Source organism: uncultured Muriicola sp. (genome assembly GCF_947258935.1).
GTDB lineage: Bacteria > Bacteroidota > Bacteroidia > Flavobacteriales > Flavobacteriaceae > Muriicola.
The window spans coordinates 1-16628 of the sequence record NZ_CAMYKH010000001.1; the positions used below are offsets into that span (position 1 = coordinate 1).

General features: G+C 38.3%; 15 protein-coding genes. 4 read left to right on the forward strand and 11 right to left on the reverse strand.

Features of this window, described 5'->3' with window-relative positions; all coding sequences use genetic code 11:
- From Q0X72_RS00005 to Q0X72_RS00040, 8 genes are all read right to left on the reverse strand, one after another.
- The coding region (locus tag Q0X72_RS00005) for an NAD(P)-dependent oxidoreductase (RefSeq protein ID WP_297760152.1) at nucleotides 1–644 on the reverse strand (644 nt) is incomplete at its 3' end.
- Nucleotides 641–1192, reverse strand: a complete 552-nt coding sequence (rfbC, locus tag Q0X72_RS00010) for a dTDP-4-dehydrorhamnose 3,5-epimerase (protein ID WP_297760155.1) — start codon at nucleotides 1190–1192, stop codon at nucleotides 641–643. The genes rfbC and Q0X72_RS00005, both read right to left, overlap by 4 nt.
- Nucleotides 1189–2046 carry a glucose-1-phosphate thymidylyltransferase RfbA gene (gene rfbA, locus Q0X72_RS00015; protein ID WP_297760156.1) on the reverse strand — a complete coding sequence of 286 codons (858 nt, stop codon included), beginning with the start codon at nucleotides 2044–2046 and terminating at the stop codon, nucleotides 1189–1191. Before rfbA ends, rfbC begins: the two co-directional genes overlap by 4 nt.
- A gap of 7 nt (nucleotides 2047–2053) precedes the next feature.
- Nucleotides 2054–3061: a dTDP-glucose 4,6-dehydratase gene (gene rfbB, locus Q0X72_RS00020; protein ID WP_297760158.1), complete on the reverse strand. Its 1008-nt coding sequence runs from the start codon at nucleotides 3059–3061 to the stop codon at nucleotides 2054–2056.
- Nucleotides 3058–4059: a hypothetical protein gene (locus Q0X72_RS00025; RefSeq protein ID WP_297760160.1), complete on the reverse strand. Its 1002-nt coding sequence runs from the start codon at nucleotides 4057–4059 to the stop codon at nucleotides 3058–3060. Before Q0X72_RS00025 ends, rfbB begins: the two co-directional genes overlap by 4 nt.
- A gap of 2 nt (nucleotides 4060–4061) precedes the next feature.
- Nucleotides 4062–5747 carry a hypothetical protein gene (locus Q0X72_RS00030; protein WP_297760163.1) on the reverse strand — a complete coding sequence of 562 codons (1686 nt, stop codon included), beginning with the start codon at nucleotides 5745–5747 and terminating at the stop codon, nucleotides 4062–4064.
- A 55-nt stretch (nucleotides 5748–5802) separates the two neighbouring features.
- Nucleotides 5803–7311, reverse strand: coding sequence for a GH3 auxin-responsive promoter family protein (locus tag Q0X72_RS00035; RefSeq protein ID WP_297760166.1), 1509 nt, complete (start codon nucleotides 7309–7311; stop codon nucleotides 5803–5805).
- Between the two features lie 5 nt (nucleotides 7312–7316).
- Nucleotides 7317–8186: a M23 family metallopeptidase gene (locus tag Q0X72_RS00040; RefSeq protein ID WP_297760169.1), complete on the reverse strand. Its 870-nt coding sequence runs from the start codon at nucleotides 8184–8186 to the stop codon at nucleotides 7317–7319.
- A 201-nt stretch (nucleotides 8187–8387) separates the two neighbouring features.
- Here Q0X72_RS00040 and tatA point away from each other — a divergent pair, with 201 nt between their 5' ends.
- From tatA to Q0X72_RS13895, 4 genes are all read left to right on the forward strand, one after another.
- Nucleotides 8388–8570: a twin-arginine translocase TatA/TatE family subunit gene (gene tatA, locus Q0X72_RS00045; protein ID WP_297760172.1), complete on the forward strand. Its 183-nt coding sequence runs from the start codon at nucleotides 8388–8390 to the stop codon at nucleotides 8568–8570.
- 453 nt (nucleotides 8571–9023) lie between these two features.
- A complete protein-coding gene (locus Q0X72_RS00050) occupies nucleotides 9024–11825 on the forward strand; it encodes an OmpA family protein (RefSeq protein WP_297760175.1) in 2802 nt (933 codons plus the stop codon).
- Nucleotides 11826–12067: 242 nt separating this feature from the next.
- Nucleotides 12068–12238 carry a DUF6747 family protein gene (locus tag Q0X72_RS13890; RefSeq protein WP_367180396.1) on the forward strand — a complete coding sequence of 57 codons (171 nt, stop codon included), beginning with the start codon at nucleotides 12068–12070 and terminating at the stop codon, nucleotides 12236–12238.
- Between the two features lie 223 nt (nucleotides 12239–12461).
- Nucleotides 12462–12632, forward strand: a complete 171-nt coding sequence (locus Q0X72_RS13895; protein WP_367180397.1) for a DUF6747 family protein — start codon at nucleotides 12462–12464, stop codon at nucleotides 12630–12632.
- Nucleotides 12633–12689: 57 nt separating this feature from the next.
- Here the strand turns inward: Q0X72_RS13895 and Q0X72_RS00055 are convergent, their stop codons facing one another.
- The 3 genes from Q0X72_RS00055 to pgk all read right to left on the reverse strand — a co-directional run bounded on the left by Q0X72_RS00055 (nucleotide 12690) and on the right by pgk (nucleotide 16625).
- Nucleotides 12690–13670 carry a DUF4837 family protein gene (locus tag Q0X72_RS00055; RefSeq protein WP_297760177.1) on the reverse strand — a complete coding sequence of 327 codons (981 nt, stop codon included), beginning with the start codon at nucleotides 13668–13670 and terminating at the stop codon, nucleotides 12690–12692.
- Between the two features lie 60 nt (nucleotides 13671–13730).
- Nucleotides 13731–15317, reverse strand: a complete 1587-nt coding sequence (locus Q0X72_RS00060) for a LysM peptidoglycan-binding domain-containing protein (RefSeq protein WP_297760180.1) — start codon at nucleotides 15315–15317, stop codon at nucleotides 13731–13733.
- 114 nt (nucleotides 15318–15431) lie between these two features.
- Entirely contained in the window at nucleotides 15432–16625 is a 1194-nt protein-coding gene (pgk, locus tag Q0X72_RS00065; RefSeq protein WP_297760183.1) for a phosphoglycerate kinase, read from the reverse strand.
- Nucleotides 16626–16628: the final 3 nt, after the last annotated feature.

Consider the following 16628-nt stretch of genomic DNA (forward strand, 5'->3'; position numbering starts at 1 on the left):
TTCTTATCCGTAAAATGCACTATCCCCGAAATCCAATGCTTTCTTTGAAGACAATCCAAAATATAATATGCTAAGTGGTTTGCATCCGTAGGGCAGCCAACTTGACTATCAGTCACATATAGTATTTCACCTTTATGTGCTTTTTCTAAAATGGATTTGTAGAAATTGTGGCCGTAATCTGAATATAACCAGGAAGTCCTTATTATTATATATTCATTTAAGATCTGCTGAATATATAATTCTCCTTTGAGTTTGGACTTTCCGTATTCATTAATAGGATTAGGAATATCCTTTGGGTAGTAGCCTTCCTTTTTTTCTCCATCGAACACATAATCTGTTGATATGTGAATAAGTTTAACTCCATTCTCAAGACAAGTCAAGGCGAGATTCTTAACCCCTTCAGCATTAACGGCAAACGCAATTTCTGGAGTCCTTTCCGCCTGATCTACATTTGTATAGGCGGCACAATTCACACAATAATCATATGATTTTCCTAAAAAAAAGTTGATAACATCTGCTCTTTTAACAATATCGAGTTGACTCTTATCCGTAAAGTCGAATTTTATTTGACTATTTGAAGATGCCAATTCCCGAATGCACTTTCCTAGTTGTCCTTCTGCGCCGGTGACTAGTACATTCATCATATCTTAATATCCTTTAATCGAGGTAGTTCTTGGTCTTTTTTAGATAAAATAATCTCATTCGCAGGAAATTCCCAATCAATATTCAGATCGGGATCATTGTACAAAATTCCGGATTCTGCCTCCAAATCATAATAGGAATCGCATTTATAAAGGAATATGGTATCATCTTGTAAAAACCCGTGAGCCATTCCCTTAGGGATAAATAGCATGTTGCAACTTTCTGCTGTGAGGATGGTCTTAAAATGCTTTAGGTATGTAGGACTGCCCTTGCGTAAGTCTACCACAACGTCTATAACTTCTCCTTTTACAACCCTTATTAGCTTGGCTTGTGCTTTGTTACCAGTCTGAAAATGTAACCCTCTCAGTACTCCTTTTGCAGAAACTGAATGGTTATCCTGAACGAAATCTAAAGGGATATTCAATTCTTTTTCTAGAAGCTCTTTATTAAAGGATTCGAAGAAAACACCTCTGTTGTCTTTGTAGACCTTGGGTTCAATAAAAAAACAATCAGCAAGTGTAGTAGGAATAAGCTTCACCTTAGGGGTCATTTTAATTGTAACAAATAGGCGCCATAACCACTTTTTAATAACGGTTTAGCCAATTTCTTTAGTTCTTCCCTAGAGATATAGCCCATTTTAAAGGCAATTTCTTCAATAGCTCCTATTTTTAATCCTTGACGTTCTTCAATAACCTCAACAAATTGTGCTGCCTGCATCAGTGATGCAAAGGTGCCTGTGTCTAGCCAGGCTGTTCCTCTATCCAAAATGCTCACATTTAGCTTCCCTTTTTTTAAGTAAACCTTATTAATGTCTGTTATTTCCAATTCTCCCCTTTTACTTGGTTTAATGCCTTTTGCAATTTCAATCACCTCATTGTCATAAAAATATATCCCTGGGATGGCGTAATTCGATCTTGGATTTTCTGGTTTTTCCTCAATTGAAATGGCAGATCCGTTATTATCGAACTCAACCACCCCATATCGCTGAGGATCCTGAACATGATACCCATAAATTATTCCCCCATTTGGATCATTGTTCTTTTGTAGCAATCTTGCTAAACCTGCGCCATAAAAAATATTGTCCCCTAAAATAAGTGCTACTTTTTCCTTTCCGATAAAATCGGCTCCAATGATGAAGGCCTCAGCAATACCGTTAGGTTTCTCCTGTACTGCATACTGAAAAGAACAGCCTAAATGAGAGCCGTCGCCCAATAACTGTTTAAAAAAAGGGCTATCCTTAGAAGTGGTAATAAACAAAATATCGCGAATACCCGTCTCCATCAATGTAGCCAACGGATAGTAAATCATTGGCTTATCGTAAATGGGCATTAGCTGTTTACTGATCACATTGGTGATAGGATATAAGCGCGTTCCCGAGCCTCCTGCAAGAATTATTCCCTTCATTTTATACTTATTGGTATTTTTTAATGTACCAGTCCACCGTCTTTCTCAGCCCTTCCATAAAATTTTGTTTTGGAGCCCACTTCAATTCTTTTCTGATCTTCGAAGCATCGATAGCATAGCGATAATCATGCCCGAGACGATCCTTAACAAACGAAATTTGATCTTTATAACTTCCTTCAGATTTAGGAATTAATCTATCCATTAATTTACATACCTCATTAGCAAGATACAAATTAGTACATTCATTAGCTGCCCCAACCACGTATGTTTCTCCCGCTTTCCCTTTATGAAATAAAAGGTCTATGGCAAGACAATGATCCTCCACATATAGCCAATCTCGAATATTTGTCCCTTTGCCATAAATAGGAATAGGCTCATTTGCAAGGGCTTTGCGTATTATGGTCGGAATTAATTTTTCATCGTGTTGTTTTGGCCCAAAATTATTTGAACAATTGCTAATTACAGTGTTTAGTCCATAGGTCTGATGATAACTCCTGACCAAAAAATCTGCTGAAGCTTTTGAGGCACTGTAGGGACTGTTGGGAGCATAAGGCGTTCCTTCTGTAAAATATCCTTTATCTGAAAGACTTCCATAAACTTCGTCTGTTGAAATATGGAAAAATCTGTGTATGTTTTTATCCTCATTTCCCGAAAGCCAATGCTTCCTGGCGGCTTCCAGCAAAATAAACGTTCCTTCTATATTGGTCTTAATAAAACTATTAGGTGAATTAATAGAATTGTCTACATGAGATTCTGCTGCAAAATGAATTACATCATCAATTTTATATTTAATGAAAATGTCATTGACTAGATCTTCATCACAAATATCCCCGAGAATAAATTGGTATTGCTTGTTCTTCTCTAGTCCATTTAAATTGGATAAATCTCCTGCATAGGTTAATTTATCCAAATTTATGATCCTATATGAGGGATGCGACTCTAATAATAGTGGAATAAAATTGCTGGCAATAAAACCAGCTCCGCCGGTAACTAAAATGTTTTTGGTACTACTCATACCCCCATTTCTAGTGCCTTTTTATTCAAATATTTTATAAAAGATATAAGGAAAAATATTCCTATGTATACTAGTGGGAAAAGAAAAATATTCTTTTGATACAGCGGTTTGAGTATTCTTTGAGGTTTCCCAAAATTGATAATGGTAATCGCATCTTTTTGTCTTTCTAATTCCAATTTCTTTGATTCTGTGTCTCTGATCAAATTGTTCTTTAATGTAAATAATTCGGGGACGTTTAATTGCTGCTCATTATCCAGGACGATCCGTCCCTCGGTAGTATTATTCTCAGTGAGCATTTTCTTGGAATAATTAGTGATAAGCACATTAATCTGTTGTACAACGGAGTCGTTTTTCTTTATTCTATCTTGTGCATTTTCTGTATTGGTCTTAACGATCTCTTTGTAATAGGTATTCGAATTAATATATTCCATAAGAATTCTGGCATAGGTGTCTCCGAGAGAGGCGTCCTTGTAGAAAAAAGTGATACGTTGATCCAAAGAACTCTTGTCTAATATCTCTGCCCTAACTATATCGGAAATTGAACCTGAATTCTCAAAGCTTTGAAGTAATTCCAAATACTTCATTTCCGTTTCCAGGTTCTTTTTATTTGATCCACTTACGGGGGCTACTTCAATTTCAAAATCCTTTATTTTTTCAACATCTATTCCTAAACTTTTAAAGAAAACTGTGTCCTTTGCTTCGATATTAGCTTGAAGTTCAGCTACAACATCATAGAGGTAATTTTTACTTTGAAGATTAGGCGATACAATGACCTCTGACTTCATTTTTTTTGAGACGATTTGATTTAGCCCAAAACCGGTTAAGGCGCCCAGTATAGCAAGCACTATTAAAATGATCGCATTTCTCTTAAAATACAGAAATAAAGAAAGTAGCCCTCTGAAAATTCGATTGAAGCCTTTTCCTATCATCTGAAACAGCTGTCCCAGGTCTATTTCATCATTAGATGAGGTGTTTTTTGTTTTTAGTTCTTTGGCCATAACTATGAATTAAAAATTTGTTGTAGAATTTTGTCGGTAATTAAATAGGTCGGTTTCACGCCCGTGGTTCCTAAGCCCCCGGATGCCAAAGTACTCCCCGTCTCTAGAGGATTGTCCGAGGCATAGTAGGCGTAACGCACTTTTACGTCTTCCTTAATACTTCTCCTGATCTTAGATGCCGATTGAATTGCCTTTTGATAGTGTACCCCTTCCATTTCGAGCCCAATAACCTCCCAGGTAGATTCATGGAAGAATTTAAGAATGTCTTTGTTCTGTAATGAGGTGCCTAATACTGTCACCATGGTCCCTTCCATTACTTTTAAACCATTACCCCTAAAATCATCTCCACGAAGCTCATTTTGAAATGGATAATTGTCTGCTGTTCCTTCAAATATATGGGCCGATGGGATCATCAGGTCTCCCTTCCCTCCTTCAAGGATCCCTGCCTTGCCCATAATGGAAATAGAAGCAATGTCTAAATAAAAAGGTTTTTTATGCTTTCGCTTAAAAGGCTTTAGGAGCTCATCTATAGACTCAAATGCCTGTTCCCCAAAGGCGTAATCCATCACAAAAATTACCGGTTTATTCTCATTTGAAAGATCAGCAGGAAGCTCATAACCACATATATCCTCACCCAATTTTGCCATATCAAATATCTGTACATCAATATTGGTTCCCGATACGTCCTTAATTTCAATCATTCCATTTTTCCGAGCCATTGCAAGCACTTTCTCCCGTAATTTGGCATTCTTCTCAAGACTCAACTGCTGATACATATCCAGAAGTGTCCCTTCTGCCGAATCTTTTTCCAATGCTTTTTTTGCATAAAGGGAGTTCACCACACTATGCATGTTAGCACTAATAATGTGGATAGGCCTTTCAAGTAATCTATGCTTGTTTAAGGTGTCCTTGATGTTATGAGCCCATTGCTCCCCATGAATATGGTGACCCAGACGTTCCCTTAGAAGTGCGCTAAAGGTGATCGTCCTTTTTTCTCCGCCTGTCTCCTCCTCAATGGCTAATTTACCAAGCCAATAGATGATCTTTAAAAATCGTTCGGGATCTTTCTTGGTTGCCAGTTTATTGTACACATCCATGGTCTCCACAAAGGATCTACCTAAAATATTAGCCGTATGAATCAATGCAACTTCTCTGTCTTCCTGGCTGAGTTTGGTCTTATTGACCGCTAATTCTAATTTTTGCCAATCACGAATGGTCTTGTCCGTATCTTCAATAAGCACCCGGTTACATATTTTGCCAGATTCTATAAAAAGGAAGGTAAGATGGGTTAAAATATCATAGATATCAGACCTGCCTCGAGTGATCTCTATATTCATCTGTTCGTCATCGATCCTATAGCAATTACGTCTTCTTTTTGGTGGAATTATTGGTGAAAAATGTGTCTTGGAGTAGCCTTCATCCGAAGTTAGATTGATAAAACGGCACTGTTCTATACCTTGAGGAAGCCTTTCCAGGACATATAGTAGCCCATTGAGCTCTGCTTTTTTTTCTGCTATGGACCCATAGATCTCCGGCCTCAACAACAAAAGTGCATTTCTAAGGGTCTCCCCTGAAATTCCCATCGGTTTATAAAACCCCCTGTTAAAAAGATGGCGCATGGTGATATACAAACGTTCTATGGCGTTTGTTGACTCCTGTGCCCTGGTTGTATCTTTTATTTTACTCATAAATCCTCACAAAAATACACTTATTATTCATGATTTCGGCCCTCTTCCAGCAGCCTTACGATATCTTTTCCTCCTTTTGAATATCAAGGTCAGTAGCGACCTTCCTGTCATTAGACAAGCGTTGTACTTTGTTTTGGCCACCTAGTTTTCCGACCGACTTCATATACATTTGAAATCCTCCTGGTTTTATTGGGGTGATCTTCAAAGGCTGAAGGATGCCCCCATTTATCAGATCATAGTAATAGCTATTTTGCTCCTGCATTGCCTCATCTAATTTTTGTGCAAACACTTTCATGTTGGTTGGCTTCTTGCCAAACTCTATGAACCATTCATGATACGGAAGTTCTTTGTTTGCGGGTGTAATTTGGGGAGCTACGGTAAATTCATTTACTTCTGCGCCAGACATTTGTATAGCTTCCTGCATGGCATATTCTACTTCTTTAGCGATTACATGTTCGCCAAAAGCTGAAATAAAATGCTTTATTCTTCCTGATACAATAATCCGATAAGGATCTGTTGAGATAAACTGAATAGTATCTCCAAGGTCATAGGCCCAAAGCCCGGCATTGGTGGAGATAATCATCGCATAATTCACTCCAATTTCAACATCCTTGAGCGTAAGTCTTTTAGGGGTTTCATTAAAAAAATCTTCTGCCCTCACAAACTCATAAAAAATTCCGGAATTCAACAGAAGAAGCATGCCTCTTTCATCCTGTTTGTCCTGGTAGGCAAAAAATCCTTCACTGGCAGGGAATAGTTCTATACTAGCCACTTTTCTGCCTATCAGACTCTCAAATGTTGCCCGGTAGGGTTCATAGTTGACCCCACCATAAATAAAAAGTTCAAAATTTTTAAAGAGCTCCCCAACCTTCTTCCCGGAAACCGACCTTAATTTTTCAAAATACATTTGCACCCAGGAAGGGATGCCGGCTATGACCATCATATTTTGATCTATTGTTTCTTCAATGATCTTGTCTACCTTGGTTTCCCAATCCTCAATACAATTGGTTTCCCAGCTGGGCAATCTGTTTTTTTGAAGATAATTTGGCACATAATGTGCTGAGATCCCTGAAAGTCGACCTAGTTTAATCCCATTCTTTTCTGTAAGCACCGGACTTCCCTGCAAAAAGATCATCTTACCATTGACAAAAGAGGCGTTTCCAGTTTCGTGAATATAATTGAGGATCGCATTTCTGGATGCCTCTACCTGATGCTTAATGGAGTTTTCCGTAATTGGAATATATTTTGCTCCTGAAGTGGTGCCACTTGTTTTTGCAAAATAAATGGGTTTCCCCGGCCAGAGAATATCTGCTTTCCCCGCTACAACTTTATTTATATATGGGGTAAGTGCCTCATAATCCCGTATTGGAACCTGATTTGTAAAATCTTTATGAGAATTTATCTTATCGAATTGATGGTCTATCCCAAATTCAGTGCTCTTTGCTGATGAAATAAGATCTTTAAAAAGGGCCTCCTGGGTGCTAATTGGGTTATTGACCCACTTCATGGTTCTTCTATGGACATTAGCTGCAAAGATCTGAGCGGCGAAAGATTTTAAGGACATGTAGTTTAGTTAAAATCGATGTAGTCTGATGGATTTACGGGATTTCCATTGCTCCACAATTCAAAATGTAAATGAGGTCCGGTAGTAAATTCGCCCGTATTACCTACAGAAGCAATGACCTCTCCTGCTCTGACAAGATCTCCTTGCCCCTTATTTAATGAGCTATTGTGTTTATATACGGATAATAACCCCTCTTCGTGTTCCATTATTAAAACAAAGCCAGTATCAGCGGTCCATTCTGAAAAAATAACGGTGCCATTGGCCACTGCTTTTACCGGGGCGTCCTTTTCAGCTACAATATCTACGGCGAAATGTTTCTTCTCGGCATTATACTCTTGGGAAATTACCCCGGTAACCGGTGAAAATAAGACAAGACTTCCCTGCGAGGTATTCCGCTGAAACAGATTATACTTATCTTCTAAAGCCACTTGTGCTCTTAAAATAGAGTCTTCCCGAATGGGCGACAAGTCAACGGTAGACGGATCTATTTTAAATTGCTCAAACAAAGAATCTCGGTTTATTTCGTTGTTCTCCACATCCCCTCGTAAGACCATCCGAATATTTTCTAAATACCTATTGGTATAATTTAGTACAGTTACAAGGGAGTCCGTTTTATAAGTGAGTTCGGTAGCTTCTTTTTTTAGTCGAGTTGAAGAATAACCCGGAATATATTCCCGTAAAGGAGTAAAGGCTATTAGCAGTGTAGTTAGTCCTATCAGGACAATTATAAAGAGCGTTGCTGTGATAAAAACGTTTAACCTGCTTAATTTAAACGAGATCTTTTCTTCAAAAGTGCTTTCATTAAGTATCACTAAGCGATACTTATGTAAGAGCTTACGCTTTATCTCCTTTCTTTTTTTTCCTTTTTTCTCCATCCAATACAAAGATACATTTCGAATTGAATTTCAACATACTACTATCCTAAAAATGATAATAGGTCGTCATTATACTATATTTTCTCATAAATCTTTCGGTTGATTATTTAATGTGGCAATTAAAGTACAATCTTAACGTTTGGAATAAATAATATCTATATAGTTTTTTATTACCTTTGTTTACCTTATAAATTAAAGCACATGATCTTACTAGTACCTTTTCTGGCAATAGGCCCCTGGCAAATAGCAGTCGTCGTAGTTTTAGTACTATTGTTATTTGGCGGCAAAAAAATTCCTGAACTAATGCGGGGATTGGGTAGCGGAATTAAAGAATTCAAAGACGCCTCTAAGGAAGATGAGAAGATAGAGGAGAAAAAAGAGTAAAAACAGCATACAACCAAGTTAAAAAGGCAAGCTTTAAAAAGCTTGCCTTTTTTTGTTTCTTATCTCGCTTTTACAGAGAAAAAATCGACTTAATCATTTGAGGTGGTAAAAACTCTATTAAAATAGGTGCTATTAATTGATATACTATTCGGTATATTATTGATTTTAACCCCTTGCTATTTGAAATCCTCTTTTTCGGTCTCAGTCCGGCGCTGATTAGGTCTTAAGTACGTAAAAACCCGCTTATTTATACCCCTATCATTAGTTAGAGGTACATATTATTGAGATACACGACAAAAAACATCCATTTCACAACAAAAAGTAATCCTATAGCAAGAGAACTTCTAAATTCGGCGTTATGAAAGAGATTATATATGGATAGACCCCTTTATTCGGGGCGAATCAAATAGCAATATCTCAAATTACAGGCTATCAATTAGGGTCTATAAACACATGAACATAAAACAATTCAGCATCTTATTTCTTTTGCTATTTGTAAGCTCTTTTAGTGGGCATGCTGCCGTTTTAGATCTTTCTAACACGGAAGATGTAACTGCCTCTCCCAAAGAACTGTTCAAAAACAAAGCAAAAGCGCACAACATTATCACCAAAACTGTAGGTGGTTATGCTGATGTATACAATGGCTATTATCTGATCACCGGGGTATTTGGGGTGTCTCAAAATGCCAATAAATTTGCGCGTTCACTTAAACTAAATGCAGCTACTTCAGGATATTTCAAGAGCCCTGAAAATGGGCTGCATTATGTCTATTTAGATCATTTTTCTGCCGGGGAGGACGCTATTGCTTCCTACTTAGATGGAAAATACAAGAAGAAGATGTGGATCTTACATGTTGAAAACAGCAAAAAGAACCCATCTGAAATCATAGAAATAGTTAAACCCAATATTACTACCTCAGCTATACAATCGCATAGCCAATTTGTGAGAGCTGCCAAAAAATTTAAGATTGCCACCCGAACTGTTGAAGGAATGACCAGCATAGGAAATGGATATTATGCGGTTGCCGGTGTATTTGGTGATAAAAATAATGTTTCAAAATTCGTTAAAGAGCTACGAACCAAAGGATTGTATGCTTTAACGGCAGATAACCCTGTTTCTAAGCTAACATATGTTTATCTAGCCCACTCAAAAGATTGGAACGGTGTCCTAAAAGCTGCATCGTCACGGTTAAGTGGAAGCTATGGGGATAAGCTTTGGATCATGCATATTAAAAATGAGACCGTATCTACTCCAGGTACTGCTTTACAACCAACTGCTGTAGGGCAATTTAAAAATAGCGCCACAATTCCTTCAGTGAAGAAGGTCTTTAGAAGAAACACAATAAAAGATCCACCCAATAAACTGTTGCAGAAAGCAGATGAATATTTTGATAAGATGTGGTATGCTGAGGCGGCTGAATTGTATGAGCAATTTTTAAAGAATAATGAGGATAATTATACCTATGAAGTCATACAAAAGGCGGGGGATTCGCACTATTTTAATACAAATATGGAGCGAGCTTTCTATTGGTATGACATTCTTTACAATCGTTATAAAGACGATATAAGTGCCGAAAACATATTTAAATACGCACATAGTCTTAAGGGCACCGGAAAATACGCCAGGGCAAAACGCCTTATGCGCCTGTACGACCGAAAAGTAAAAAAAGAAGGGATGCGCTACTCCGTGGATGATCCCCGAACTACACCCAAAGAAAAAGTCCTGGATAACATCCTGAGTACAGAACAAGAATATACCATTCGGAATATAGGTACAAACTCAGAATACTCTGATTTCTCTCCTATGTTCTACAACGAGGATCAGCTGGTATTTGCCTCCGCAATGGATTCATCCTTTTTTAGTACTCGCAAGTATAAATGGAATAATCAACCCTATCTGGATCTTTATGTTGCCAAGGTAAATAATGAATCTCAAGAGGTAAAAGATGCCATAAAATTCTCTAAAAAGATCAATACAAAGTATCACGAAGCATCCGTTACTTTCTCACCGGATAATTCCACTATGTATTTTACCAGAAATAATTATGGGAAGAAGCTGAAACGAGATAAAAATGGAGTGAATAACCTAAAAATATACAGGTCCCGTAAAGTTGATGGAGCTTGGACAGAGGCCACTGAGCTTCCATTTAACAGTGATGAATTTTCAACAGGCCATCCTGCATTAAGTCCGGACGGAAAACAACTTTACTTTGTTTCTGACCGACCAGGAAGTTTAGGGGAAACAGATATTTTTGTAGTTGATGTGTACGAAGATGGCGGTTATTCTGACCCGCGTAACCTCGGACCGGAGATCAATTCGGAACGAAAAGAAATGTTCCCGTTTATAAGCGATAAGAAACTCTATTTCTCATCAAATGGCCATATCGGATTAGGAGGATTAGACATCTATGAAGTTGCCTTTGACGAAGAAAATGGCTTCCAGCAAGTGAAGAATATGGGGAAACCTGTGAATAGTAAGAAGGACGACTTCTCTTATATAGTGAACGAAGGAACACAAAAAGGATTTTTTGCCTCTAATAGACGCGGAGGTAAAGGAGATGATGATATTTATTCCTTCTCTAGATTATTGCCTGAAGAATTAAATCTAAATGCCATTGCAGGCGTTGTGACCGAACAAATAACCGGTGAAGTAATGCCTGAGGCTCTTGTGACACTACTTGATGAAAACAATATTAAACTAAAAGAGGTTATTTCAGATAAAGATGGAAGTTTTGTCTTTGAAGATCTGGATAGCAACACAAAATATACTGTAAAAACTACTAAAGAAGGTTACTCTGAAGTAGTGCTCAATACACCTACCAAAGAGAATGAGCTGATCAATGTTGAGGTTTCCTTAGAAAAACTGGAAGACCTTATCGTCCTAGAGGAAGGGATCAAAAAGATCAAACTAAATATGATCTTCTTCAACTTCGATAAGTCGAACATCAGACCCGATGCAGCAGCCGAGCTGAACAAATTGGTAGCGGTCATGCAGGAAAACCCGTCAATGATCATCAAGATAGAATCTCATACAGATTCCAGGGGTAAAGCGATTTACAATAAATACCTCTCAGACAGACGAGCAAAATCAACCAGAGCATATATCATCTCTAAAGGCATTGATCCAAAACGTATTGAAAGTGCCATTGGTTATGGAGAAGAAAGGCTTTTAAATGGATGTGATGGTAGTATTAAATGCAGTAGTGACCAGCACCAGCTCAACAGGCGTTCCGAATTTATTATAGTGAATATGTAAACCATTAATCAACTAACCTACCCCAAGAAAGCCATCTTCTCAATGAGTAGGTGGCTTTTTAGTTATACAAGGTGCAAAACACCACTATAGCTTATTTCACAAGACAATATTTACAATAAATCCCCCTTCGCCACAAGAATAAGGCTCTATACAACAAATATGAAAGGGGCAGATACGCAACAGGTTAAATTAAAGTTATTACCATAAAAACAGTTTATTCTCACTGCCTAAATCTTTATTTTATGAAACATATTTTACTCCTAAAAGAAATTTACATGGAGGCCTTTAAAAATTTAGGCTCCTATTTTGTTCGCAACTTATTTAAAATTTTCACCTGGTTCTGTCTAGCCTGTTTGGTCATAGTGCTTTATGCCTTTATTTTTAGAGTGGCCACTGGTTTTGCTTTCGACTAGACAGAAAACTCACATGCTTTATAAAAAAGGAAGCTAACGCTGCTTACTTCTTATAAATTTAACCTCTGCATCATCGGTATAACGGAAAAAGTTTACCATTGACAGAGGTTTTTTATATCGGCTGTTTTTCTAACCCAATTTTTGTGTTCTTTATCTAGTTATTATACTTCTTCTGCCACAGAAAATGATCTTTGCCACAGGATAAACATTAAAAGGCAGGGATATGCAGAGACTTTTACACTTTAAAGAAATTTATTTAGAAGCATTTAGAAACTGGAGTAATATGTTCCTTAAAAAGTATTTTAAGGCATTCTCCTGGTTCTGTTTTGGCCTTTGGCTTATAACCTTATACGCATTCGTATTTAGGCTCTCCACGGGCTTCGCTTTTGATTAAAGGGAATAAAAAAAGCTCCAAACTTTACAGCATGGAGCTTTTTTATTTCTATAGGTTCTATTTGAATTTTATTGTTCGAATGATAGCCTCCAATTCAAACATATAATCTCTTTTATTTGTAGCCGGGGCGAAGGTGAATCCTTCCACGACCAACTTACGGTTGTTCTTTGCGTCATCCATTATAAATGTTGCGAATGGACCTGCCATGGGATAGTTCTCTATATCCCAAATACTTCGCGCTTCAATTGTTCTTTTACCATCGATCTCCGTTTCAAAGAAATATGGTGCAAAGGCGTCTTCGGTGGTCATATAGGTCTTCTTATTGGGGATATCTGGTCCCGGGATATACTTTTCCCCAATAGAATCGCGCATTCTAATAAAATCTGTCACAAAAGTGGAATCATTGGATAGGCTATTCCAGGGTATTTCATAGGCAATGATATTCATGCTCCCTTTTTGTATTTCCCGATCTATCCAAACGAAATTATCTTCTTGCTTTCCTAACTTGTAGATGGAAGGAAGGCTTAACGTAACTCCAAATTTTTCTTCCAGTATATTATCCTTATTTAGAGATCTAAGGAATCTCTTCTGTGTTTCCTTTAATTCCATTGAAGAAATGGCTTGTATCATCTCCTCCGCATAGGTTTCAATGTTCCCTATGATCTCTTCCTCGGTTCTGCCTTTTATAACCCCGATCTCCTGAGGTGTAGCGTAAAGATCTGTTTTTACATGTGCTACGTTTACGGTATCCAGATCAACAAAAAGCACGGCTCTGCGATGTCTTGTTGTACCGGTGAATACCTTCTGTGGCATTTGCTCCAAATTAAATACTGGTTCATCCCAGGTTAACCCTACCACGGGAGCAGCAAAATATTCGCGTAACTTATCCCCAACAGGCCCTTCCCATAGTTCATTGCTAATGACAACACCTACGGAGTTTATGGCGCCAATGGAAGCTGGTTTATACGATTTTTTAGGTCCGTCGTTACAAGAAGAAAAAAGTAATAGGGCAAGCAGTAGTGTAAATTGGTGTTTCATTGATCTTTGAGTCAGCATTATTCTAAACCGAGACCTAAATCTTACTTTAGATTCGGTGTCTTACGAGGAACATGCACATAATTTTAATTTTGTGCCAGGCAACAAGTTATTACCGCTAATACCGTTCCATTCTCGTAAATTTTCAATAGTAATTCCAGGATATTTTTTTGAGATGGTCCATAGGGAATCTCCTTCTTTTACCGTATGGATCTTTAAATTGCTGTTATTCAATGAAGTAGCTGATTTAACAGGTGTGGATTTAGCCACATAGGGTTTTCTTGGGAAGATCGTAAGTCGTTGCCCTATTCGAAGATTATTGCTCTTCAACCCGTTCCAATTCTTTATCTGACTAACCCGAACACCATAACGCTCCGCTATTCTTCCTAGATAATCTCCGCTTCTCACTCTGTACCGGATCCGTTCTTCTGCTTTAACCATTTGTGGCAAAGCGGATTCCTTGGTTTTTAATTCCTCCTCAACATAGGCATAGATGGCTTCTTCATTGGCTACAAACTTTCCTATTTCACTTTTAGGCAAACGAAGTGAATAGTTCTTTCCGGGAATATTAGGAATAATATTCAATTTATATGATGGATTCAAAACCGTCAGTTCTTCAACGCTTACATCTACCAGTTTAGAAATCTGGTCGAAAGTGATCAACCTTTTTATGTGTACCGTATCCGTTTCGAAATAAGCGCGGGGAACTTTTGTTGATTTAAGACCGTGTTCTTCTGCGTATTCAAACAAATACATGGTGGCCAAAAATGCCGGAACATAGCCAGCGGTTTCCCTGGGTAAATTTCGTCTGATATTCCAATAATTAGTATATCCTCCAGATCTTCGTATGGCTTTATTGACATTTCCCGGCCCTGAATTATAGGCAGCTAAAGCCAAATCCCAATCCCCGAAAATATCGTATAGTTTGGCAAGGTACTGGCATGCTGCTTTGGTCGACTTTATAGGATCGCTTCGTTCATCTACATAGCTGCTTACGTCCAAATCGTACATCTTTCCCGTGCTATACATGAATTGCCATAGTCCGGTTGCTCCAACACGCGATTTTGCTCTGGGGTTCAGTGCAGATTCAACAATTGCAAGATATTTAAGTTCTAAAGGAATATTGTAATTGTCCAGCTCCTGTTCAAATAGGGGAAAATAAAACTGGCTGGCGACCAGCATGCGCTCCATCAGACCTCTTTTTCGGATTAAAAAGGATTTGATCACAGATTCTAGGGAGGGGTTATAGGAAATATTAAATGGTGTTTTTTGGTCCAGGGCCAGCAATCGTTCTTTCAACACCTCGGTGTCTATTGAAACGCTGTCAGTAAACACCCCATCTGCACTTATTATCTCATCATACATGCTTTGAAAGGATTGTGCACTCTCGTACAATTCCTTCATCCATAGACTGTCGTATTTTGATGCCATACGTTGGTCAGTAAGGGCAATGGTCTTATCCGGATTGACCAAAAATGTAGCACTTCCTTCAGCAAGGCTATTGATTGTGTCTTTCTGTAAGATCTGTGCTATTTCGTTCTGTACCTTGATCCCCTCATTTACAACCAAAGAATCGGCTTGCTGTGCCATAAGTAATTCGGCGCATCCCATAAGGAGCCCAAAAAGCAGCCATTTTTTTAATGAATACATAGTCTTTCTTTAAACCGTGGGGGTCAACGAAAATGCAATTTTTTTCTGAAAGAATAAAATAATCCTTTCAATAGCCCTAATTACAGGCTATGATCTCTTCTTTTATAACGGATCTTAGGCCTCCAATATTGCTGCAATGCCAGGGAGTGTTTTTCCTTCCAAACTCTCCAGCATAGCGCCTCCACCTGTGGAAACGTAGCTAACTTTATCCTCGAATCCGAATTGTTTTACAGCCGCCACAGAATCGCCTCCGCCTACAAGAGAAAATGCCCCATTCTTTGTGGCCTCATCAATATAATTCCCTATCGCGATGGTGCCTTTTGCGAACTTTTCCATTTCAAATACACCCACAGGGCCGTTCCAAAGGATAGTTTTTGAGGCCAGGATCACTTTTTTAAACATTTTTAATGTTTCCGGTCCGGCATCCAGTCCTTGCCATCCTTTGGGTATATGTTTTACAGATACGATTTGAGTTCGGGCATCTTTACTAAAACTGTCTGCTGCCAATACATCTACCGGGAGATGAATGGATACATTCTTTTTCTTGGCTTGCTCCATGATATCAAGGGCCAGCTCCATTTTATCATCCTCACAAATGGAATCGCCGACCTCTCCTCCCATTGCTTTTACAAAGGTGTAGGTCATGCCACCGCCAATGATAAGATGGTCTACCTTATCCAGGATATTTTCAATGATGGTGATCTTAGATGAGACCTTTGCGCCCCCAAGAATAGCCGTTACCGGTTTTTCTCCGGTACGCATTACTTTTTCGATCGCCTCAATTTCTTTTGCGAGTAAATAGCCAAAACATTTCTTTTCCGGAAAAAATTGAGCAATAATAGTAGTAGATGCATGCGCCCGGTGGGCCGTCCCAAATGCATCATTGACATATATATCTCCTAATTCAGAAAGAGCTTCTGCAAAACTTTTGTCGCCCTTTTCTTCTTCCGCATGAAAACGTAAATTCTCCAGGAGTAAAACCTCTCCATCCTTAAGTTGATCTACTGCATTCATTGCCTTTTCACCAATACAGTCCTCAGAGAATTTCACTTTTACGGCAATGATCTGGCTAACGGCATTGCATATGTGCCTTAAAGACATGTCCGGATTTACTTGTCCTTTGGGTCTTCCTAAATGACTCATAAGCACTGCGCTGCCCCCATCTTTCAAAATCTTCATGATCGTAGGCTTTGCCGCCTCTATTCTATTGGTGTCCGTTACTTTAAATTCAGCGTCTAGTGGTACATTGAAATCGACCCGAACTAAAGCCTTTTTATGTTTGAAATTATAATCTTCTATGGTCTTCATCTT

What these genes read in the sequence shown, in the direction of transcription:
- rfbC (WP_297760155.1), bottom strand. Translation starts at nt 1,192, where the DNA reads ATGACCCCTAAGGTGAAGCTTATTCCTACTACACTTGCTGATTGTTTT.
- rfbA (WP_297760156.1), bottom strand. Translation starts at nt 2,046, where the DNA reads ATGAAGGGAATAATTCTTGCAGGAGGCTCGGGAACGCGCTTATATCCT.
- rfbB (WP_297760158.1), bottom strand. Translation starts at nt 3,061, where the DNA reads ATGAGTAGTACCAAAAACATTTTAGTTACCGGCGGAGCTGGTTTTATT.
- Q0X72_RS00025 (WP_297760160.1), bottom strand. Translation starts at nt 4,059, where the DNA reads ATGGCCAAAGAACTAAAAACAAAAAACACCTCATCTAATGATGAAATA.
- Q0X72_RS00030 (WP_297760163.1), bottom strand. Translation starts at nt 5,747, where the DNA reads ATGAGTAAAATAAAAGATACAACCAGGGCACAGGAGTCAACAAACGCC.
- Q0X72_RS00035 (WP_297760166.1), bottom strand. Translation starts at nt 7,311, where the DNA reads ATGTCCTTAAAATCTTTCGCCGCTCAGATCTTTGCAGCTAATGTCCAT.
- Q0X72_RS00040 (WP_297760169.1), bottom strand. Translation starts at nt 8,186, where the DNA reads ATGGAGAAAAAAGGAAAAAAAAGAAAGGAGATAAAGCGTAAGCTCTTA.
- tatA (WP_297760172.1), top strand. Translation starts at nt 8,388, where the DNA reads ATGATCTTACTAGTACCTTTTCTGGCAATAGGCCCCTGGCAAATAGCA.
- Q0X72_RS00050 (WP_297760175.1), top strand. Translation starts at nt 9,024, where the DNA reads ATGAACATAAAACAATTCAGCATCTTATTTCTTTTGCTATTTGTAAGC.
- Q0X72_RS13890 (WP_367180396.1), top strand. Translation starts at nt 12,068, where the DNA reads ATGAAACATATTTTACTCCTAAAAGAAATTTACATGGAGGCCTTTAAA.
- Q0X72_RS13895 (WP_367180397.1), top strand. Translation starts at nt 12,462, where the DNA reads ATGCAGAGACTTTTACACTTTAAAGAAATTTATTTAGAAGCATTTAGA.
- Q0X72_RS00055 (WP_297760177.1), bottom strand. Translation starts at nt 13,670, where the DNA reads ATGAAACACCAATTTACACTACTGCTTGCCCTATTACTTTTTTCTTCT.
- Q0X72_RS00060 (WP_297760180.1), bottom strand. Translation starts at nt 15,317, where the DNA reads ATGTATTCATTAAAAAAATGGCTGCTTTTTGGGCTCCTTATGGGATGC.
- pgk (WP_297760183.1), bottom strand. Translation starts at nt 16,625, where the DNA reads ATGAAGACCATAGAAGATTATAATTTCAAACATAAAAAGGCTTTAGTT.